The organism is Streptomyces sp. NPDC092369, assembly GCF_044755245.1.
Classification (GTDB): Bacteria; Actinomycetota; Actinomycetes; order Streptomycetales; family Streptomycetaceae; genus Streptomyces.
Map to the genome: position 1 here is coordinate 683124 of NZ_JBIVQP010000005.1, position 19468 is coordinate 702591.

20 protein-coding genes are annotated in these 19468 nt (G+C 69.6%); 8 read left to right on the plus strand and 12 right to left on the minus strand.

All coding sequences use genetic code 11. The annotated features are described in order from the left end of the window. Positions 1–12: 12 nt before the first annotated feature. Genes ACIQI8_RS31385 through ACIQI8_RS31405 form a run of 5 tightly spaced genes read right to left on the minus strand, consistent with a single transcriptional unit; the run spans position 13 to position 2141 of the window. Positions 13–354 (minus strand): RRQRL motif-containing zinc-binding protein, encoded by a 342-nt coding sequence (locus ACIQI8_RS31385; RefSeq protein WP_402357599.1) that lies wholly within the window; start codon positions 352–354, stop codon positions 13–15. Then, positions 354–1331 (minus strand): DUF2637 domain-containing protein, encoded by a 978-nt coding sequence (locus ACIQI8_RS31390; protein WP_402357602.1) that lies wholly within the window; start codon positions 1329–1331, stop codon positions 354–356. Before ACIQI8_RS31390 ends, ACIQI8_RS31385 begins: the two co-directional genes overlap by 1 nt. Next, entirely contained in the window at positions 1328–1609 is a 282-nt protein-coding gene (locus ACIQI8_RS31395; RefSeq protein WP_402357605.1) for a DUF6303 family protein, read from the minus strand. Before ACIQI8_RS31395 ends, ACIQI8_RS31390 begins: the two co-directional genes overlap by 4 nt. Beyond that, on the minus strand, positions 1606–1890 hold the full coding sequence (locus tag ACIQI8_RS31400) for a hypothetical protein (protein ID WP_402357608.1): 285 nt from the start codon (positions 1888–1890) through the stop codon (positions 1606–1608). Before ACIQI8_RS31400 ends, ACIQI8_RS31395 begins: the two co-directional genes overlap by 4 nt. Next, positions 1890–2141 (minus strand): DUF6284 family protein, encoded by a 252-nt coding sequence (locus tag ACIQI8_RS31405; protein ID WP_402357611.1) that lies wholly within the window; start codon positions 2139–2141, stop codon positions 1890–1892. Before ACIQI8_RS31405 ends, ACIQI8_RS31400 begins: the two co-directional genes overlap by 1 nt. A 562-nt stretch (positions 2142–2703) precedes the next feature. Here ACIQI8_RS31405 and ACIQI8_RS31410 point away from each other — a divergent pair. Both ACIQI8_RS31410 and ACIQI8_RS31415 read left to right on the plus strand, forming a co-directional pair. Continuing rightward, positions 2704–3498: a GntR family transcriptional regulator gene (locus ACIQI8_RS31410; protein ID WP_402357613.1), complete on the plus strand. Its 795-nt coding sequence runs from the start codon at positions 2704–2706 to the stop codon at positions 3496–3498. Continuing rightward, positions 3495–4160 (plus strand): YdcF family protein, encoded by a 666-nt coding sequence (locus ACIQI8_RS31415; RefSeq protein WP_402357616.1) that lies wholly within the window; start codon positions 3495–3497, stop codon positions 4158–4160. Before ACIQI8_RS31410 ends, ACIQI8_RS31415 begins: the two co-directional genes overlap by 4 nt. Positions 4161–4338: 178 nt before the next feature. Here ACIQI8_RS31415 and ACIQI8_RS31420 read toward each other — a convergent pair whose 3' ends face one another. Then, positions 4339–5232: a hypothetical protein gene (locus ACIQI8_RS31420; RefSeq protein WP_402357619.1), complete on the minus strand. Its 894-nt coding sequence runs from the start codon at positions 5230–5232 to the stop codon at positions 4339–4341. Positions 5233–6571: 1339 nt separating this feature from the next. Here ACIQI8_RS31420 and ACIQI8_RS31425 point away from each other — a divergent pair. After that, positions 6572–6874: a hypothetical protein gene (locus tag ACIQI8_RS31425; protein ID WP_402357622.1), complete on the plus strand. Its 303-nt coding sequence runs from the start codon at positions 6572–6574 to the stop codon at positions 6872–6874. Here ACIQI8_RS31425 and ACIQI8_RS31430 read toward each other — a convergent pair. Then, positions 6825–9593: a tetratricopeptide repeat protein gene (locus tag ACIQI8_RS31430; RefSeq protein WP_402357625.1), complete on the minus strand. Its 2769-nt coding sequence runs from the start codon at positions 9591–9593 to the stop codon at positions 6825–6827. The two genes, ACIQI8_RS31425 and ACIQI8_RS31430, sit on opposite strands and share 50 nt — an antisense overlap. A 791-nt stretch (positions 9594–10384) precedes the next feature. On the opposite strand from ACIQI8_RS31430, the gene ACIQI8_RS31435 reads away from it, so the two are divergent. Further along, complete coding sequence (locus ACIQI8_RS31435; RefSeq protein WP_402357628.1) at positions 10385–10753, plus strand: hypothetical protein; 369 nt, start codon at positions 10385–10387, stop codon at positions 10751–10753. A 1-nt stretch (position 10754) separates the two neighbouring features. Here ACIQI8_RS31435 and ACIQI8_RS31440 read toward each other — a convergent pair whose 3' ends face one another. Further along, positions 10755–10976: a hypothetical protein gene (locus ACIQI8_RS31440; RefSeq protein ID WP_402357631.1), complete on the minus strand. Its 222-nt coding sequence runs from the start codon at positions 10974–10976 to the stop codon at positions 10755–10757. A gap of 362 nt (positions 10977–11338) precedes the next feature. On the opposite strand from ACIQI8_RS31440, the gene ACIQI8_RS31445 reads away from it, so the two are divergent. Next, positions 11339–11830 carry a DUF3052 domain-containing protein gene (locus ACIQI8_RS31445; RefSeq protein WP_402357634.1) on the plus strand — a complete coding sequence of 164 codons (492 nt, stop codon included), beginning with the start codon at positions 11339–11341 and terminating at the stop codon, positions 11828–11830. Between the two features lie 154 nt (positions 11831–11984). Then, complete coding sequence (locus ACIQI8_RS31450; RefSeq protein ID WP_402357637.1) at positions 11985–12899, plus strand: glycosyltransferase family 2 protein; 915 nt, start codon at positions 11985–11987, stop codon at positions 12897–12899. 201 nt (positions 12900–13100) lie between these two features. On the opposite strand, the gene ACIQI8_RS31455 is transcribed toward ACIQI8_RS31450, so the two are convergent. Continuing rightward, entirely contained in the window at positions 13101–14783 is a 1683-nt protein-coding gene (locus tag ACIQI8_RS31455; RefSeq protein WP_402357640.1) for a bifunctional 3'-5' exonuclease/DNA polymerase, read from the minus strand. A 102-nt stretch (positions 14784–14885) separates the two neighbouring features. Further along, on the minus strand, positions 14886–15629 hold the full coding sequence (locus ACIQI8_RS31460; RefSeq protein WP_402357643.1) for a Clp protease N-terminal domain-containing protein: 744 nt from the start codon (positions 15627–15629) through the stop codon (positions 14886–14888). A 145-nt stretch (positions 15630–15774) separates the two neighbouring features. On the opposite strand from ACIQI8_RS31460, the gene ACIQI8_RS31465 reads away from it, so the two are divergent. Together ACIQI8_RS31465 and ACIQI8_RS31470 are read left to right on the plus strand one after the other, a co-directional pair. Next, the gene (locus ACIQI8_RS31465) at positions 15775–16719 is read left to right on the plus strand and encodes a S41 family peptidase (RefSeq protein ID WP_402357646.1); all 945 of its coding nucleotides are present in this window, start codon (positions 15775–15777) and stop codon (positions 16717–16719) included. Between the two features lie 144 nt (positions 16720–16863). Further along, a complete protein-coding gene (locus ACIQI8_RS31470; protein ID WP_402357649.1) occupies positions 16864–18012 on the plus strand; it encodes a DUF2786 domain-containing protein in 1149 nt (382 codons plus the stop codon). A gap of 85 nt (positions 18013–18097) precedes the next feature. On the opposite strand, the gene ACIQI8_RS31475 is transcribed toward ACIQI8_RS31470, so the two are convergent. Further along, positions 18098–18628, minus strand: coding sequence for a DUF4232 domain-containing protein (locus tag ACIQI8_RS31475; RefSeq protein WP_402357652.1), 531 nt, complete (start codon positions 18626–18628; stop codon positions 18098–18100). Between the two features lie 242 nt (positions 18629–18870). Further along, the gene (locus tag ACIQI8_RS31480) at positions 18871–19398 is read right to left on the minus strand and encodes a hypothetical protein (RefSeq protein ID WP_402357655.1); all 528 of its coding nucleotides are present in this window, start codon (positions 19396–19398) and stop codon (positions 18871–18873) included. Positions 19399–19468: the final 70 nt, after the last annotated feature.

Genomic DNA, 19468 nt, shown 5'->3' on the forward strand with positions numbered 1-19468 from the left:
CTTCCCCTCAAGTCAGTTGGCATCCGCGCACGGCACACAGGCACCGAGCGAGGTAGGGATGACGTATCCGGCATCACGCCGGCACGCCGGGCAGATCCGGCGGGCACGGTTGGCCTTGGCGAGCGCGGCCCACCGCCCCGGCGTCATCGGCCGGACCGGCTTGGCGCGGTCGACGTGGTAGAGGTAGGCGACCAGCGGCCCGCGCCGGCGGCGGGGGCGCTGGAGTTCGGCGACCACGTCCTGACCACCCGGACGCAGCTCCATCGAACGGAGCTGTCGGCGGGTGGCCAGTCCGTCAGGGGCGAGCCGCCACCGGTACACCGGCAGCGACCCGCTCACGGGCGCGGTGGTCATCAGCGGCCCGTGCCGGCGAGATCAACCGGAACGCCGTTGACCGGACCACGGAGTTCGGCGTACCGGGTCGAGACCCAGCCCACCGACCAGCCGCACAACTCCGCAGCCGTGCGCACCGACATGCCCTCCGCGTGAGCGGCGGCCACGATCGCACGCGCGTCGTCCTCGGACAGCTTCTGCGCGGCCGGGCCGGCGGACAGCAACGCCGCGCGTTCACGACGCTCCTGCTCGGCACGCTCCTGACGCTCACGCTCAGCCTGCTCGGCAGCCGCACGTTCACGGCGTTCACGGTCCCGCTCACGCTGTTCACGCTCGCGCTGAACGCGTTCATGCTCAGCCTGCTCGGCACGCTCCCGCGCCTGCTCGCGCTCTCGTTCCTCGCGCCGTACCGACGCCTCCCGCTCGGCCTGTTCACGGCTCATGCGGGCTTCGTGCTCACGCTGTTCACGCGCCAAGATCGCCGCGTGCTCGCGCTCCTCACGCACCCGGCGGGTGGCCTCTTCGCGTCGCTCGATCGCGGCGCGTTCACGCGCTTCCCGCTCCGCTTGCTGCTTGGCTTCTAGCGCCACCACGGCGGCGGTGATCGCGCGCCGGTAGGCCAGGCCGGTCTCTGCCGTGACGATCAGCAGGAGCGGCGCGACCGCATGCACAGCCACGCCCACCAGGTCGTTTTTCAGTGCGGAGTCGGCGACGTTGAGCGCGAGGGTCATGCAGCCGGTCATCCACCGCAGTGCGATGGGCCACCGTCCGCCGTTGCCCCCGAGCCGGGCGAGCACCGCGTCGAGTCGGACCACGATGACCACGGCCGCATCCACCACCAGGGGCAGGATGGGTGCGGTCCAGTGCCACCGGTCGGGGGTGTGCGCGGCGGCCAGGGGGGTGACGGTGAGGATCGAGTAGAGCATCGCGCCCGCCACGATCAGCCACGTGCCGACCGACAACGCCCGCTCCGCTGAACGGATCTGAACGCCGTTCATACACTCGCCCCCGACCATGAACGGACCCGGATCGCGGCGATCAGCACGACCGGCGAGGCGGGGTCATCGGGGGTCTCGCTGTCCTCGGTCCACTCCCATACGGCACCCGGTACCGGCTCGAAGCCGAGCACGCTGAGCGCGTCCGTACGGTCCGTGAACGTCGGTACCGAGCGGCCGAACCGGTGCTCGGGCCACCGCTCGGTGGTGTTGAACAGCACCACGTACAGGCGCCAACGGCCCGCACGCATGGACATCTGCGCGGTGAAACGGCGGTTCACCGGAACCACCCCCGCTTCTTGGGCGTGGCGTCGGCCTCGGCACTGTTGGCCGTGGCCCGCAGCTTCCGGCCCTTCTCCCGCAGCCGGTCGGCCTCCTGCTGTGCCTTGCTCGCCTTGGCCGAGTCGGAGTAGCCACGGCCACGGCGCCCGTACACGTCGGCCGTCATCTGCTGCCGCTCCGCCTCCTGCTCTGCGGAGTAGGCCATCTGACGCAGCGCCGGCGCCTGCCGGGCCGCGTACTGCTGCTCGGCCGTCTGCATGTCCTTGAAGCGGCGTCCCATCACGCCACCTCGCCAGAGCCGTTGGCCAGCGCACGCCGCGCGGCCAGCACCCGACGGGCGGCCCGGCGGATCCGGCGGGTATCCAGCTCGGTCGGGATGCGGTCCAGGGTGATGATCTGCGCGTCCAACAGGTCGACGTCCGCCAGGATCACGGGGATTTCCTGCTCGATCGCGTCCAGCTCAGCGTTGGTCGGCTCCATGAAGTCGGCGAACGCGGTAACAGCGTCCTGAACAGTAACGATGTGGTCCATTGGGTCGTGTGTCCTTCCACAGGTGAACGGCCCGAACAGCGGTCCCGGTGTTCGAGCACCGGGGCCGCGCGCCGTTGAAGTCGGGTGATGCGGCTCCCCGCGCCCCGGCCGTACGGACTCCGCAATGTGCGGGACTGCACGGTCGGGGGAGGCAACCGGCGCAGCGCGAGCCGCTGCGAGGGTTGAAGAGAGTGGACCGAGTTACTGCACAGGCGAGGTCGGCCGGTCCATCACAGCGACGCCCAAAACTGTCGTTGGCGCATCGGGACTCCTCAGTCGAAGGGGTACGGAACATCACTGCAAGGGGGATCACGTCCCCACACGCCGGCCGTTGCTCGCGGTCGCCGGGCCACCTCGCCAGTACGGGCCGAAACCCTGTTCCACCTGGCCTTTAGCGGGATTGCAGCGTCCCCGCCCTCTGCGTTGGAGCAGCCCAAAGAGAGCCACTTCCGCTCGCTGTCCTAGGACTGCGAGCGACCTGAGAAGAGAATGCATCGCAGTCCTAGGACTGTCAACAGTCCTAGGACTGTGCTTCACTGGGACTCGTCGAAGGGAGGTCTGCGTGGCACCGAAGTGGCGCGAGCTGGCCGACAGGTTCGCGGAACAGATCAGAAGCGGCGAGATCAAGCCGGGCGCCCAGTTGCCCCAGATCAGAGACCTGGTCGCGGCCGGCGAGGGATCAAAGGACACCGTTCACAAGGCGTACAAGGAACTCGAAGCCCAAGGGCTGGTGACTTCCTCGCGTGGCCACGGCACCGTGGTGCGCCAGCACCAGCCACTCAAGCGGCTCGGCATCACGCGGTACGACAAGGCGAAGTGGCGGGACGGCGACGAAGTCGCGTTCATCGCGGACCGCGTGGCATCCGGTCGCTCGTACCGCCGGAACGAGCAGACGCAGACGGTCAGCCGCGTCGCAGCGTCGGCAGCCGTGGCAGCAGCCCACGGCTTGCCCGAGGGGGCCGACGTGTATGCGCGGGCCCGCGTGGTGAAAGAGGGCACGCAGCCGACCCACACCCTGACCAGCTACTACCGACCCGAACACGTCGAAGGAACCCGCATCGTCGACCCAACCCCGGGTCCCGCCGGACGGGGCGGCGGGTTCCGTGTCCTCTATGACGCGGGATACGAGATCGACCACATGACCGAGGAACTCTTCGCGCGTGTGCCCACGACGGAAGAGGCTCAGCTACTCCAACTCACGCCGGGTGAATGGGTGGTGGAACTGCACCGCACCACGTACACGGCGGATGGAACCGTTGTTGAGTTCGCCATCGGGGTACATGCAGCAACGCGGTTCGCATGGTCGTACGACTTCAAAGTGCCCGACTCAGCGAAGGCAGAGGGAGAGAGCAAGTGATCCCTGCACAGGCATGGGCGGATGCCCGACTTCTGTGGGACTACCACCGCATGCACCACACCCCACGACCCTGCTCCGTGGCTGTCGGGCTGGGCAGTCACGACCTAGGTGTGGCTGACGTGACTGCGGAGCTGTATCACCAGGGCATGGCGCCGGTGATTGTGTTCACGGGGGCTACCAGCCCAACGACCCGAGCGCGGATGCCGCGCGGGGAAGCTGTCCATTACCGAGAGCGGGCGTTGCAGCTCGGGGTGCCGGAGTCCGCCGTACTCCTGGAACCCCGCGCCACGAACACAGGCGAGAACATCGAGTTCAGCAAGGCGGTGCTGGCAGAGGCCGGCGTCCAGGTCTCCTCTGTCCTGCTCGTGAGCAAGCCGTATGAAGAACGGCGCTCGTACGCCATGATGCGGAAGCTCTGGCCTGACGTTGAGGTCGTATCCGCGTCCACGCCGATGGGCTTGGAGGAGTACGCCGACTCCATCGGAGACGTCCGCATGGTGATCGACATGATCGTCGGCGCCCTGCAACGAGTGCTCCTCTTCCCCAACTGGGGTCTGGCCATCGAGCAGGCTGTGCCGGATACCGTCGTGGCCGCGTATGAGCGTCTACGCGACCAGGGATTCACGAGTCGACTCATCCCGGATGCGGCGCAACGTACCTGATGGGATCCTGTTCGCCCCGTTTCAGTTTCGTCTCATGCGCTCCCGTCCGGAGTCGTCCACAACGGTTCACGCCCCGGGCGGGAGTGCGGGAATGAACGAGATAGAGCGGCCCCGGATCATGCTCGACCAGCACAAACAGACCTCCGCAGCGAAAATCGATCCGTCGCTGAAGTCGATGTCACGGTTGTGAATCGGGCGGTCTAACGAGGAGCCATGGCTCAACTACGCCCATGCCTCGCACTGGGCGCTGCCACATTTCCTGGGCTGCATATTTTCCCTCATTTTCCCCGTAAATATAAAGGGCTGACTCTTCGCGAAGCTGATCAATGAAGGATGAGTCAGCTAGAACCCCATCTCTGGGTGCGATACTGGTCATCCTTTCTGCCATGATTACAGTCGGGCCCAACATGATTCCCCCTGTTGCGTAGACCTGGCCATAGCATAGACCGATTCTGACTTCGGCCAGTATATCGTTTAGCGCCGCCGTATTCCCAGATTCGGACAATAGTAGGGCTGCCTCAGCTCCTGCGGCTGCAGTGGGGGTAACGAACGAAACGTCACTGTTACGGGTATGGAAAAATCTTGCGCCAGTGATAGTCGAGACCTGGGTGCATAGCACCCTGACATCTTCGACCAGAGAGACAAGCTCTGTTTCGTCGAGCCTCCTGGATATGCGGGCGAATCCAACCATTTCGAGCATCCCAATAGCCATATCGCCCGGAGTGAAGTCCTCTACTTCTTCCGGCCCTTCGATAGCGGCGAGCCTTGTTTCTAGTGATGAGCATTCGACCTCAAGCTCATTGGCTCGTGCTCTCACTCGCTCTAGTTCGTCTCTAAGCGTTGTTACTTCGCCATGGAGTTGTTCTTTTTGTCGCAGCAGCTCGTCGCGTTCCTCGGCGACTCTTTCAACCCGTAGTTCAGTGATTGCGTCCCGATGTTGAATTTCGCGCAACTGTCGTTCGACGTCCTCCAATATCCTATGACGGTCATGCAAAGCTTGAGTTAGAACCTCGATCTGCGTTGCGCTCTGTCGAGATTTTCGGTCTGCTTCTGCGAGTTGGAGTTGTGTCATCCTGAGGAGGCTTGCGGGGTTTCCTTGTGTTTCTACTGCCGCGTGATGTTGATCGCGTAATAGCTGTAGAGTTTCCTCTTTGATTGACTCGCCCCGGTAGGCGGCTACATCTCGCGCCAGATCTAAGATGAATTCCCAGGGTGGGAGTCGCGATCCATTTAGGTATCGAGATATAGCTCCTGCGTCACGCGAACGGCGTGCCGCATATCGGCGAACGGATATTTCCAGTCCATTGAACAATACTCGCAGGCTGGTTGCCAGATTCCGCGCCTCAATAGGTAGTTGACCATCGAGTGGTCTGAGAAGAGCGGGTAGGTTCTCGTCGGTCATTCGTCCCCCAACTGCGTTGCCAACTTCCTGGCAACGTGTGCCACGTGGCGCAACGGTGCACCAGCTCAGGATTCTAAGGAGTCGACGCCCCAGCCTGCACATGAAAGGTGTAGCTCGTTGATCCCAATCCCAGCTCGCTACGTGGCGGCAGTTCAGCGTGTGGCTATCGTGCTGATCTTGCTGCCGCCTCTACTGATCGTCACCCTTGCGTGGGTGCCGGCACTGCTGGTCCTGCCTTTTAGCCGAGCAGGGAGCCACCGAGTAGCGACGCTCGTAGGGCGCCTCGTCTCGTGGACGCGTGTTCTCCTTCAGGGCATCGGCCGGATTGCCTGACATGCAGAAGTGCAGGCCATCGAGGGGGGCAGGGCCCGCTGTAAATCTGCCGCCTGTTCTTCTGACCGCAAGGGAGCCGTACGGTTGGGCCAGTCTCAGTTTTAGTCTCGATTGCTGCCCAATCCGGCACGGTATGCCCCCGTCCATGGACGTCCGACACGGCGTCTGACCTGCAACGCGCGCCCCTTGGCGGACGCCCATGGACCACTGCGGACCAAGATCGGACAGCTCGTAATGCGTAGGTCTCGGGTTCGAATCCCGAAGGCGGCTCTGTGGAAGCCTCAGGACTCACTCGCCGTGACCTGGGGCTTTTGCTTTTCTCGGGGTCGGTGGGGCGGTCGCCTGCTCACCCCTGTGTCGCGCTTGGGTGGGGGAACGGCCGGACGGGCCGTTGGCGCGGGTGCTGGAGACGCCGTTCATGCTCTCCCGTGCCGTGTCGTTGGACGGTTCGCTGCCCCGGGCCGCGGCTGCTTCCCCTCCTCCTCTTTCCCGTCTCGCCGTACCGGGCCGGAGCGGGGATTCGTGGTCTTGGCTCTGAGCTGGGGCGTTACGGGTACCGGAGGGGTACGTGGGGGACGGTGAACGGGACCCGCCTCTAGATTCAGCGGCCTCGGTACGGCGCAGGTGGCAGCGCCGGCCCGCCCCGGCCCTTCGGCCGCGCCCTCAGGGAGGCATCATGCGAAGAAGCAGGTCCGTGATCGGCGTACTCATGATCGTGGTGGGCGGCGCGTTCGCCCTGCTGAGTCTGCTGACGTACGCGGACAAGGACGAACTGCATCAGGCCGAACACCGTGTCTACGACCTTCAGTTGGCGCCCGAGGAGGAGGTGCGGGCGCGGGCGACGCTGGCGGACGTCCAGGACCGTGAGGCGACCAACATCCAGGTCGCGATCGGTGGGGTGGTCGTGGCCGGGGCGGGCGTTCTGGTCGTCAGGAGTGTTCGTCGGGGGCGGTCGGGGGTGCCTTCTTCGGTGCGGTGAGGGTGTCTGCGGTGGAGTCCGGTGCGGTGAGGTTCGCCGCGTTGAGGTTTGCCGCGTTGAGGTCCGGCGGGTTCGTGGTGGTGGCGGTCCGTTCCCGTGACCAGAGGGCCAGTAGCTCGTCGGCCTCGCGGGTGCGCGGATGGTTGGCGCCCTGAACTCGGACCATGTCCGTCAGCAAGGTGGTGAGTTGGTCCGCGGCGGTGGCGTGATCGCCGCGGCGGTACAGGAGTTCGGCCTGCTGTTGGCGGGTCCGCAGGGTGCGGGGGTGGTTGGCGCCGAGGACCCGTTCGAGGGGCTGCTGGAGCCGCTCCAGTTGGTCGAGCGCGGTGGCGGTGTCTCCGGCGACACCGCGCCAGAAGGCCAGGTTGACCCGGTAGGTCAGGGTGGTGGGGTGCTCGGCGCCGAGCGCGCGTTCGGAGTCGTCGGCGGCGCCCACGAACTGCCCTATGGCCTCGTCGAGTTCGCCGGCGATTCCGTGCCAGTAGGCGAGGTTGTGCCGGGCCACGAGGGTGTCGGGGTGCAGTCGTCCGAAGACCGAGACCAGGCCTTCCACCGCCTGCTGGTACGTGGTCACCGCCAGCCGCACGTCACCTGTCTCGCCGATCCAACGGCTCAGACCGGTGAGGGTCTTCAACGTCGTCGGATGCCGAGGCCCGAGGTCCCGCTCCAGTTCCCGGGCGAGCACGGCGTACCCCTCGCGCGCGCCGTCGGCATCCCCGGACAGCCCGCGGCACAAGGCGACATGGTCATCGGCGGAGACCACCAGCGGGTCACCCGCGGCGAGCGTCGTACGCGCCTCGGCTGCCAGAACGACGAACTCGGCCAGCGCCGCGTCGATTTGACCCGCCTCCATTCGGAAGCGCGCCGCCTGCAGCCGGATGGACAGCGTGTCGGGGTCGGTGGGACCGAGGCCGTCCTCGGCCTCGCGCCGGATCTCCGCCAGGGAGTGGAGGGCGGTCGTGGTGTCCCCGAGGTCGCCGGCCGCCTGGGCCGCCTGAGCTCGCAGGATCAGCACGTCCCGATGGCCGTCGCCCAGCCGGCGGCGGGCTCGGTCGGCCAGACCCTGAGCCATGTCGCGGGCCGCACCGGGCCGGCCGAGTGCGGTGAGGTGGGGGCCGAAACGGCGGAGGAGGGGGTGCAGGCGGAGTGGGGGGTGTGAGGGGAGTGAGAGGTGTGGAGGTGGCGAGGGGAGTGGGAGGTGTGGAGGGCGCGGGTGGGGCAAAGGCAAGAGATGTGGGTCGGGCAGAGACAAGGGATGCGGGCCGGGCCGGGGACTCGGCTCACCCCCCTGCCAGAGCTGGCCGTCGGCATGCGCCAGCAGTACTTCCGCGCTTCGATAGAGGGCGGTCTCCGTCTCCGGATCGCAGTCCGGCGCGGGCCAGACCTCTTCCAACGCGTCGGCCGCGGCGGTGGCGAGCCGTTCACGGTGATCGGCCGGTACGCCGTCGCGGATCGCACGCTGGACGAGGGAGTGCACATCTACGACGGACAGGGCGCCGTCGGCGGGGGCGGATCCGTGGTGGGTGACCAGGCTCAGCCGGTGCAGTGCCCGGAGCGCCAACAGGTTTCCCCGTTCCGGTACTTCGTCCCCGCCGAGGCCGCCGCCCAGCCATTCGCGCGCCGCCGAACCGAGCAGTACCGCGTCGGGAATGCCGTCGGGCGCGAACATCGAGATCAGTTCGAGCATCGCGCGGGCGGTACCGGGCGGGGCGAGTGACTCCGCGCGGCCCAGGGCGAGTTGAAGGGTACTCGTGACCGTGCCGCCGTGTTCGTCGGCGGGGGAGGAAGGCGGAAGCAGACCGGCGACGCTCTCCCGGCGATCCGCGAGCAGGCTCACATACGTGGCCAGGTCCATGCCGGTGTCGATGAGGAAGGCGGCGGCCTGGGAGAGGGCGAGGGGGAAGTTGCCCAGGAGGGTGGCGAGGGTTGCGAGGTCTTTTGGGTCGTCGCTGGGGTGGTCCGGGTAGTTCAGTTCGCCAACCTCACCCAGGGCGTCTGCATCGGCCGACTTGCCCAAGGCATCTGCATCGCCCAACTCACCCAACCCGCCCAAGTCGCCTACGTTGCCCAGGTCGAGCCGCAGCCGGTCGGTCAGGTAAGCGGTCGCCTCGGCGCGGGTGAACACCCCGACGGGTATGACCCGGACCCCGGGACGCAATAGCGCGGCATCCCGTCGACGGCTGACCAGGACGGTCCGACCGGCGTCACCGGCGGGCCAGAGTCCGGCGAGTTCGCCCGGGTCGTCGATGTCGTCGAGGACCACGAGCCAGGGGGTGGCGGTCGATCTCAACCAGGTCAGGAAGAGGTCGGCCTGGGTCTCGTCGTCGCCGCCGGGGGCGGAGCCGGGGGAGGGGGAAGGGGTGCTGAGTACGGGCGCGAGGGCCGTGGGGTTGCCGGGGTTGCTCGGGTCGCGGGTGCCGGACGCGACGGCGTCCCCCGTGACGCCCGCAAGACCCGGGAGACCTGCAAGGCCCGTAAGACTCGGGAGACTTGGAGGGCCTACATTCCCCGTACTGCCCCCACTCCCAGTGCTGCTACCCGCGACGCCCGAAACACCCGCCCCGGACAGCGCCCGCCACGCCCGCGCATAACTCCCCAGCACCGACGCCCGATTGCCCGCGGGCACCCACAGCAGCACCTCGGCCCGCCGCTTGGCCCGGTGAAACGCGGCCGAGGCCAACTGCGACTTGCCGACACCTCCCGCACCAGTGAGCAGCACCTGCCGTACAGAAGGATCCGACAGCCCCGTATTGATCCGCTCGGCCAACTCCGCACGCGGACGGAGCGCGGCGGCGTCACCCGGAGGCCGCCCGATCACGATCCGAGCCGGCGCCAGTGCCGACGTGCCGACCTGCCCATGCGTCAGCGACGGCGACGGCGAGTAAGAGTGAGAGGAAGACGCAGAGGGCGAGGGCATGTGCAAGGCAGCCGCCGAAGCCCGCCGCCCCGGACCGGCGCTGTTCCGATGCTCCCGAGCCGCACGCCACAACCGCTGCCACTGCGCCATGCCGACGCGCGTACCCCCGTGCTGCGGCTGCGCACCGGGCGAGCCCGCTGCCGCGCTCTCCACGGCCTGCACCAGCACCACCACAGCCTCGAACTGACGAGGAACGGACTGCCCGTTGAGCCACTCACCAAGCCTGCGCGCGTTGACGGCGACCCGCCGACCGGACGGCAACGCCACCGCACTGGCCCGCCGAGCGAGAGCCTCGTCCGACACATCCGGCAGTCGCCGCCGCAAGCGGGTCAACGCCGCCGCGAACACCAGCCTGGGATCGTCGGTTCCGCGCTCATCCACCCGCGTTCCCCCTCGGCCACCCGCCCGCCACGCCAGTTGCCCGAGTCTATGCGACGCCCCGTCCCCCGGTCCGGCCCGCAACGGGGACGGATATCCGCGCCACCCACCTCCGCTGAACTGCCCATGCGCGTCAGGCAGGTTGACGGCCAAGAGCGCAGGCCGCAGTGCCGCCCGTACGGTGCGGTATGCCCGAAGAACACATACACCCCGAGATGATCCGCGACGAAAACCCCTGGCAACCCACCGACCCCCACTCCTGGCAGGGCAACGCGCATGTACGGGTATGGCGGACCCAGCCGGATCAGGTGATCGTCGTGCTCAGCGGCCGCAGCGCCGAGTACGACCTGGAGACGGTGATCCCCCTGCTCCGCGCCAAATACCCGGACGACAAGGCCGACTTCTACTTCCACCGCCCGACGGACTGGGCAAGCCTCGGCTGCTACGCCCAACTGACCCAAACCGCCGACGGAACGGTGACTCGGACAGACATCGCCGGCAACACGTTGGCGGCCCGCCTGGGCCCCACCTTCTACGCAACCGAGGACCCGGACGACGACTCGACGGGCTGGGGCGGCCCCTGACCTACGCTGCCCTCGCCATCCACCGCCGGTACCCCCATCGAGCAAGGCCGCCTACGGCGAGCGACACGAGAATCGCCCCCCAGTCAATGACATGCGGCAGCCCGGGAAAGAAGGCGAAGAAGGCGAGCGCGGCGATAAGGCCCACGAGGAACGCGACGATCCCCGCTCGGCGCTGCCGAGTCTGCCGCGCCTGGTCCGAATCGGGGCCCTGCTGCTCGATCATGAACAACTCACTTCGTGATGTGGTGGCACTGACTCACACGCCGCACCCCGTTGACCAAGAGGTGGGCGCATGCCTTGCCATAACGAGGCAGCGTCTGTGGAGAGTTGTTCCGCATCGGGTCGATCTTGCACTCGTTGTGCGTCCTGCCGCGCGATGCGCGGTAGAGCCGGTTGCTGGTGTCGGCGTAGGTGAAGTCGATGCGCCAGTCGCAGAAGCCGCTGCTCAGCGATCCGACGAAAGCACGGGCCGTCGCCCGCGTTCACTGAATTGGTCGAGTCACTCCGGATCCGCGCCCGCATCGACTCACCCGGGAGGCTTTGATGGTGTCCAACTGATCCCCGGCCCACCCAAGGAACCGCCACATGACCGGTCACAGTGACAACGCGACGGCCAGCGGCTACTCCGGCACCCCGCTGGCCAAGAAGATCGGCATCAAACCCGGCCACCGGGTACTCCTGCTGCACGCCCCGGACTCCTTCGACATCCCCGATCTTCCCGAGGGCGTGGACCTCACCGCGACCACATCCACCCCCCTCTCCACATCCATCCCCGCCCACGCGCACGCCGATCCCCGTCCCGCCGACATCACCCTCGCCTTCCACCGCACCCACGCCACCCTCGCCGCCGAAGCACCCGACCTCGTCGCCGCCCTCGCCGACAGCGCCATGCTCTGGATCGCCTGGCCTCGTAAGGCCGCAGGCCACGTCAGTGACATCGCCGAGAACGACCTGCGGGACCTCTTCCTCCCGCTGGGCATCGTCGACGTGAAGGTCGCCGCGCTGGGGGAGGACTGGTCGGGGCTGAAGTTCGTACGACGGAAGGAGAACCGCGCGGGTGCCACGGCGCATCGGTAGGGCACCAAGTCACACCCTCGTAGCGCCAACACGAACCGTCGGGATACGGAGCCGAATCCCGGGTATTGAGGGAAATCAACGGGGTGCTTAAGAAGTCCTTACCGTGAACGGCTAGCATCGCGCGTCATGCTGCCGGTCGGGATGGGGTGAGGGCATGGAGGACCTGGCTGGCCCGGAGGCGTCGTCGAGGATCGCCGTCGCCGTGGTGACGATGGGGAACCGTCCCGCCGAGGTCGACGAGCTGCTGGAGTCGGTCGCCAAACAGGACCTCGCACCCGCGCGCATCGTGATCGTCGGCAACGGCTGCCCGCTCCCCGACTACGCGGCCCGCCTCGCCCTCCCCGGCGAAGTCACCCAACTCGAACTCGACGAGAACCTCGGCTGCCCCGGCGGCCGCAACGTCGCGCTCCGCGAGCTGCGCGCCTTCGGCGACATCGACTACGTCGTCGAACTGGACGACGACGGACTGCTCGTCGAGGTGGACGTACTGCGCCGGGTGCGCGACCTGTTCGAGGCCGAACCGCGGCTCGGCATCATCGGCTTCCGGATCGCCGACGAACACGGCGTGACCCAGCGCCGCCACGTGCCCAGGGTCGGCAACGCCGATCCGATGCGCGGCGGATACGTCACCGGTTTCCTCGGCGGCGGTCACGCCCTCCGTACGGCCATGCTCGACGAGATCGGCGACTGGCCCGCCGCGTTCTTCTTCGCGCACGAGGAGACCGACCTGGCCTGGCGCGCCGCCGACGCGGGCTGGCGGATCCGCTACGCCCCCGAACTCCTGCTCCGCCACCCGAGGACCTCGCCGGCCCGCCACGCCATCTACCACCGCGTCACCGCCCGCAACCGCGTCTGGCTCGTCCGCCGCCGGCTGCCCCTGCCCCTGATACCCGTTCACCTGGGCATATGGACCCTGCTCACCCTCGTACGAACCCGTTCGGGACCCGGCCTGCAGGCCTGGTTCGGCGGCTTCGTGGAGGGGCTTCGGGAGCCGGCCGGCGAACGCCGCCCGATGCGCTGGCGCACGGTATGGCAGCTCTCCCGCCTCGGCCGCCCGCCCGTCATCTGACGGCATGCGGATCCGACGGCATCCGGATCTGACGGCATCCGGATCCGACAGCGTGAGGCGGCACGGATTGCGCTTCGGACCGAGGAAACGGCGTACGGCCGTTACGCCCCCACGAACTCGTCCGCCCGCCGGGCCGCCGGCAGCTCGGAAGCCGACCTGCCGTGAACTGCCGTCCCCCGCCGGTCGCGCCGGCCGCGCCGGTCACTTCGCGTCCGCATAGCACTCCACCACCGCCGTCGTGAACGGAAACCGTACGGGCGTCCGGCCGAACGTCAGCCGCCCCGCCAGGTCGGACGCCTCCCGGATCGCCGCCACGATCGTCTCCGCCTCCTCCTCGGGACAGTGCACGATCACCTCGTCGTGCTGGAAGAAGACCAGTTCCGCCGCCATGTCCGCGCAGGTCCGCCGCAGTGCGGCGAGCAGCAGCAGGGCCCAGTCGGCGGCGCTGCCCTGGACGACGAAGTTGCGGGCGAAGCGGCCTCGGGCGCGGGCGTCCGTGGAGGCGTAGCCCGGCGTCCACTGGCGGGCGTCGGAGTCGTCGTCCCCGACCGGGATGCCCGCCTCCTCCGCGTCCTCGTCGGCCCCCGCCGCCGGGGGGCAGGTCCGCCCGAGCCAGGTCCGCACCAGCCGGCCCTCCTCGCCCGCCCGCGCGGCGTCGTCGACGTAGGCGACCGCCTTGGGGAAGCGGCGTCTGAGCGCTGCGAGGTTCTTGAGACCGTCGCCGGAGGTCTGGCCGTAGACCGCGCCGAGCACCGCGAGCTTGGCCTGGGCGCGGTCGCCGGAGAAGGCGCGGTCGGAGACGGACTGGTAGAGGTCGGTCTCCCGGCCGGCCACCTCCATGAGACCGGGGTCGCGGGAGATGGCCGCGAGCACGCGCGGCTCCATCTGGTCGGCGTCGGCGACGACGAGCCGCCAGCCGGGGTCGGCGACCACCGCGCGCCGGATCACCTTGGGGATCTGCAGCGCGCCGCCGCCGTTGGTGACCCAGCGTCCGGTGACCGTGCCGCCCGCGTGGAACTCGGGCCGGAACCTCCCGTCACGCACCCAGTCCTGCAACCAGGACCAGCCGTGCGCGACCCAGATCCGGTACAGCTTCTTGTACTCGATCAGCGGCTTCACGGCCGGGTGGTCGACGGACTCGATCTCCCAGCGGCGCGTGGACCTGACCTTGATGCCGGCCTGCGCGAACGCCTTTATGACATCGGCGGGCAGATCCGGCCGCACCCGGCGCCCGAAGGCGGCGGACACCTCGTCCGCGAGCTCGGCCAGGCGCCGGGGCTCGCCACCGCCCACGTACCGCTCGCCCAACAGCTCGTGCAGCATCTGCCGGTGCACCTCGGCGCTCCATGGCAGCCCCGAGCGGTTCATCTCGGCGGCCACCAGCATCCCCGCCGACTCGGCCGCCGTCAGCAACCGCATCCGGTCCGGGTGCGCGGTCGCGTCGTGCCGGCGCTGCTGCTCGGCGTAGACCGCGGCGAGGTCGGGCAGCGGCAGGTGGATGCTCTGCGGCTCGAAGAGCGGGGACTGGGCGTTGGGTTCGGCGGAGCGGGTCGGCGGATCGGCGGGTACGGGGCCGCCGCGCAGGCGGGCCAGGGCGGCGGCGGCCGAGCGGGGTTCCCCGTACCGCCCCTCGTGGCCGAGCAGCAGGGTCTCCGCGTCCTCGACGTCGTAGCACCGCTCGATCCGTACGCCGGCGGCGAGCAGCCGTGGATACATCTCGGCGGTGGACCGCCACACCCACCGGGTGACCTCCGGCAGTCCGCGCACGAGGGCACCGGGCTCCGCCGCCCACCGCACCGCCCCCGCGAGCACACCGTCAGGACCGAGGGGCGCGGCCTCCACACCACCACCCTCGGCCGGAGCGAGCGCCCAGCGATCGGTCATGGTTGCGAGTGTCGCAGCCGCCTCTGACAACGCCCTCGCGATCGGGCGCCGCCGAGCCCCCTGCCCCTGCGTTCAGCCCCCGTCGGCCCTCTGCCGCCCCTTTCAGTCCTGCTCGCTCACGCCGCCCGGCGCCTGCAGGTACCCCGCGAGTGCCTTGCTGAGCTCGGCCTCCACCGGGGTCTTCTCGATGCCGAGGTCCGCGAGGACGCCCGTGCCGTTCTCGAACTCCAGCAGGGCCAGCAGGATGTGCTCGGTGCCGATGTAGTTGTGGCCGAGGCGGAGGGCCTCGCGGAAGGTCAGTTCCAGGACCTTCTTGGCGTCGGAGGCGTAGGGGACGAGTTCCGGGGCGGACTCGACGCCGGCCGGCAGCGCCGCGGTCGCGGCCTCGACGAGCGCGTCGAGGGTGACGCCCTGGGCCACGACCGCCTTGGCGGCCAGGCCGTCCGGTTCGGCGGCGAGGCCGAGGACCAGGTGGGCCGGGACGACCTCGGAGTTGCGCGCGGACTTGGCCGCGTTGTGGGAGGCCATCACGACGTTGCGTGCGCGCGGGGTGTACCGGCCGAACCCCTGGTTCGGGTCGAGGTCGGTCGACTCCTTGGGCACGAACCGCTTCTGCGCGGCCTGCCGCGTGACCCCCATGCTCCGGCCGATGTCCGTCCAGGACGCGCCCGAACGCCGGGCCTGGTCCACGAAGTGGCCGATCAGGTGGTCGGCCACCTCGCCGAGGTGGTCGGCCGCGATGACCGCGTCCTGGAGCTGGTCCAGGGGTTCGACGTGCACCCTCTTGATCGCGTCGATGATGTCGTCGAGACGTACGGGAGACGTGATGGTCGGTTTCGTCGTCATGTGTCAACCTTAGGTTGACAGTCTGTAGGTGTCAACCTCGGGTTGACATAAAGGAGGCCTCTCTTCGGGAGGGTGAAGGGGGAGTGGGACCAGTCCGGGGAAACTTCGTGTGAGGCCCGGGCCAACGGTGGTTGACTCGGCTGCCATGAGCACGCTGACGACGAACACCGCACCGGCCGCCGCTCCCGCCACCCACCCCGCCCCCGCTCCCCTCACCGACGCTCCCGGGATCGTCGACGAGACGGCCCGGCTGCTCACCGAGCACTACGTGTTCCCGGACGTCGCCGAGCAGGTGGTCGCGCTGCTGCGCCGGCGACTGGCGGAGGGCGCCTACGACGTCGCGAGCGCGGCGGAGCTCGGCGACCTGGTCACCGCCGACCTGCAGTCGGTCAACGGCGATCCGCACCTGAGCCTCAAGTACCACCCCGAGCGGGTGCCGCAGGGCCGGGGCGAGGCCGCGCTGGCCGACATGCGCCGCCGGTTCGACGCGTCCCTGGGCGGCGTCCCGCGCGTGGAGCTCCTGGACGGCAACACCGCCCTCCTCGAACTCGCCCCCATCCTCTTCCCGTTGCCCTGGGCCGCCGAACCGCTGTCCGCCGCGCTCACCCTGGTCGCCCGGGCCGACGCGCTGATCTTGGACCTGCGGGACAACCGCGGCGGCGACCCGGACACCGTCGCCTTCGTCTGCAGCTACCTCCTGGAGGAGCGCACCCACCTCAACACCATGTACGCGCGCGTGGGCGACCGATACGACCAGTCCTGGACCCTCCCGCACGTCCCCGGCACCCGCTTCGGCGCGACCAAGCCGGTCCATGTCCTCACCAGCCCCCACACCTTCTCCGCCGCCGAGGAACTCGCCTACGACCTCCAGCAGCTGGGCCGCGCGGTCGTCGTGGGAGAGCCCACCCGAGGCGGCGCCCACCCTCGCGAGGGCTGGACCCTCCACCCCAACCTGGAAGCCACCATCCCGGTGGGCCGGGCGATCAACCCGGTCTCCGGCACCAACTGGGAAGGCACCGGCGTCATCCCGGACGTCCCCTGCGCGTCCCCGGACGCCCTCGCGCAGACCCTGACCCTGCTCCACCCCTGACCCTCCTCCACCCCTGACTCTGCTCCACCCCTGCCACTTCTCCCCCTGCCCCTTCTCCCCCTGACCCACCGCACCTCGGCCGGCCCGGGGCCCCGCACCCTCGCCCGGTGCCGCTCTGTCAGTGCCTCGTGTCACGATCGAAGCGTGACCAGTACGACGACCAGCACCGTCGAGCGGGCCTTCCGGACCGCTCTCTACGCCGCCGACGCCGACGCGGCCCTCGACACGGGCGCGTCCGTGCTGGCCGCGGACCCGGCGGCTGACGGCGAACTCGCCCGGCAGGGGCGGGAGTTCGTGGCGGCGGCCTGGCGGCGCGGCTGGCAGCCCGCCGACGTCGTGCGGATCGTGCGCCGGGAGCTGGACGACGTACACGTACATCTCGTGGCCGCGCTGATCCGCGAGCAGGCGCCGGACGACCGCGCGCGCGGACCCCGCTGGACCGCGCAGTTGGAGTCGCTCCCGGGCCCCGACGGCGCACCGCCCCGTGCCGACCGCTTCTCGCACGCCACCGCGGTCCTGGAGCTGTACCGCCTGCTGCTGCGCCTGCCGAGCCTCGAACCCCTCGACGACCGGCCCGACCGGCCCGGCCGACCCGATCAGCGGGCCGGTGGCCGGCCCCGGCCCGAGTCCCGCATGCTCACCCGTATCCGGGCGCTGCTGGCCAAGGCCGAGGCGACCGGGTTCCCCGAGGAGGCGGAGGCACTCACCGCCAAGGCGCAGGAGCTGACCGCCCGGCACAGCATCGAGGAGGCGCTGCTCGCCGCGCAGGGGCCCGCGAAGGACGCGCCCGGCGCCTGCCGGATCGGTGTCGAGCCGCCGTACGAGCAGGCCAAGGCGGTGCTGCTGGACGCGGTCGCCGACGCGAACCACTGCCGGGCCGTGTGGAACGAACCGCTGGCGTTCTCCACGGTCGTCGGCTTCGAGTCCGATCTGGAGGTGGTCGAGCTGCTCTACGCGTCCTTGCTGGTCCAGGCCCAGACGGCCATGACGAAGGCGGAGGCGGCGCAGCGCGCGGGCGGCCGGCGGCGTACGAAGAGCTTCCGGCAGTCCTTCCTCGCGGCCTACGCGCACCGGATAGGCACCCGCCTCGCGGCTGCCGCCGAGACCCAGGTGACCGACGACCTGCTCCCGGTGCTGGCCACCCGCGAGGTCGCGGTCACGGCCGAGGCCGACCGCATGTTCCCCGAGACGACCACGACCCGGCTGCGGGGCGTCACCGACGCGGCGGGCTGGACCGAGGGCGCCGAAGCGGCCGACCGGGCCCAGGTAGCCGCCAGACCCCGCCTGCCCTGACTCCCGTAAAGCGTCAGCCCGTCCGACCGCCTCAGCCCGTCCGAGCGCCTCATCCCGGCCGACCGCCTCAGCCCGTCATAACCCCTCAGTCGCCCGCCTGCGTGAACGCCGTCACCGAGGCGTCCGGTGTGCCGGCGTCGCCCTTGAGGGCGACCTCGCCGTACGACCACGCGAAGCTGTGGTCGGCATCGGCGCCGGGCAGGCTGAACTTGCCCGTTTTCACCGCCAGGCTCTTGGCGCCGCCTGCCTCGCCCCGCACGTAGCTGATCGTGAAGGAGGCCGTCGCGTCCTTGGCCAGCGTCAGTTTCTCGGCGGCGGAGGCCTTGTCCTCGGGGACCTTGGTGGAGGTCTTGCCGGCAGTGAGGTCGACGCCCGGGTAGCCGTCGAGGGTGCACTGGGAGCCGCGGTTGGTGATCGTCACGGTGACGTTGCCGCTGTCCCCGGCGGCCGGGGCCGGGCTCGCGTCGACCTGCACCCCGACGGAGTCGAGCGTGCAGCCGCCACCGGCGGCCTTGCTCGTGCCGCCGCCGCTCCCGCCGTCACCGCCGCTGTCGTCGCAGGCGGTCAGAAGGAGGGCCGCGGCGAAGGCGGCGACGGTGATCCGGGTGGCGCGCATGAGGGTCCTCGGGTGCTTCGGGGGAGTGACGTCGGTGAGACGCGTGCATGGATCATCACGCACGAACGTGCGAGTCGGTTGCCCGCCCCCGGCTCAGCCGTCCCCGCCCGTACCGCAGCTGTCCCCGCCCGGAGCAGCCGCCCTCGCCCTGACCGCAGCTGTCCTCGCCCGGAGCAGCCGCCCCCGCCCAGACCGCAGCTGTCCCCGCCCGGACCGCGGCCGGCCGGACCACCGCGCCGGCCCTACTGCCCCAGACTCGCCGTCGGCAGCCCGGACGGCAGTTGCCCGCCCTCCGCCTTGGCGTACGTCTCCTTGCCGAGGCTGCCCGACCAGGTGACCGCGAGCGCGGACTTGTTCACGGAGTCGACCATCCCGGTCGCCCGCTGCTTGCTGCCGTCGGTGCAGGTGAGGTGGATCATCTGCATGCCCGCCTCCTCGCCCGCGGTCCCGCTGCACACGGTCCCGCCGGTCGAGAAGAGCCCCGCCTGCTTGCCGTTGACCACCAGCGCCACGGCCTTGCCGTCGGTGGTGGCGAGCCAACTGCCCTGGAGCCCGTCGGACGCGGTCGTCCCGTCGGCATCGCCGGAGGCACTGGAGTCGCCGGAGCCGCCGCCCGTGTCCGCGGTGGCCGTGGAGGTCGCGGACGCGCTGGGGTTCGACGAGGTGCCGTCGTCCGAACCGCCGTCGTCGCTGCACCCGGTGAGCGCGAGCACGCCCGCCAGGCCTGCGGCCGCGGCCGCGATCCGCACCTTCGTAGTCGCCGAAGTCACTGGTAGCTCCCAAGCTCTAGGACCGGTCTGTCGGATCAGCTCGGCGTCGCGGGGTCCGGCCCGCACGGCT

Bases quoted from the DNA above. Each gene is read 5' to 3' on its own strand.
- ACIQI8_RS31440 (WP_402357631.1), bottom strand. From the start codon at position 10,976: ATGATCGAGCAGCAGGGCCCCGATTCGGACCAGGCGCGGCAGACTCGG.
- ACIQI8_RS31435 (WP_402357628.1), top strand. From the start codon at position 10,385: ATGATCCGCGACGAAAACCCCTGGCAACCCACCGACCCCCACTCCTGG.
- ACIQI8_RS31405 (WP_402357611.1), bottom strand. From the start codon at position 2,141: ATGGACCACATCGTTACTGTTCAGGACGCTGTTACCGCGTTCGCCGAC.
- ACIQI8_RS31445 (WP_402357634.1), top strand. From the start codon at position 11,339: ATGACCGGTCACAGTGACAACGCGACGGCCAGCGGCTACTCCGGCACC.
- ACIQI8_RS31420 (WP_402357619.1), bottom strand. From the start codon at position 5,232: ATGACACAACTCCAACTCGCAGAAGCAGACCGAAAATCTCGACAGAGC.
- ACIQI8_RS31460 (WP_402357643.1), bottom strand. From the start codon at position 15,629: ATGACGACGAAACCGACCATCACGTCTCCCGTACGTCTCGACGACATC.
- ACIQI8_RS31390 (WP_402357602.1), bottom strand. From the start codon at position 1,331: ATGAACGGCGTTCAGATCCGTTCAGCGGAGCGGGCGTTGTCGGTCGGC.
- ACIQI8_RS31385 (WP_402357599.1), bottom strand. From the start codon at position 354: ATGACCACCGCGCCCGTGAGCGGGTCGCTGCCGGTGTACCGGTGGCGG.
- ACIQI8_RS31465 (WP_402357646.1), top strand. From the start codon at position 15,775: ATGAGCACGCTGACGACGAACACCGCACCGGCCGCCGCTCCCGCCACC.
- ACIQI8_RS31400 (WP_402357608.1), bottom strand. From the start codon at position 1,890: ATGGGACGCCGCTTCAAGGACATGCAGACGGCCGAGCAGCAGTACGCG.
- ACIQI8_RS31450 (WP_402357637.1), top strand. From the start codon at position 11,985: ATGGAGGACCTGGCTGGCCCGGAGGCGTCGTCGAGGATCGCCGTCGCC.
- ACIQI8_RS31455 (WP_402357640.1), bottom strand. From the start codon at position 14,783: ATGACCGATCGCTGGGCGCTCGCTCCGGCCGAGGGTGGTGGTGTGGAG.
- ACIQI8_RS31475 (WP_402357652.1), bottom strand. From the start codon at position 18,628: ATGCGCGCCACCCGGATCACCGTCGCCGCCTTCGCCGCGGCCCTCCTT.
- ACIQI8_RS31425 (WP_402357622.1), top strand. From the start codon at position 6,572: ATGCGAAGAAGCAGGTCCGTGATCGGCGTACTCATGATCGTGGTGGGC.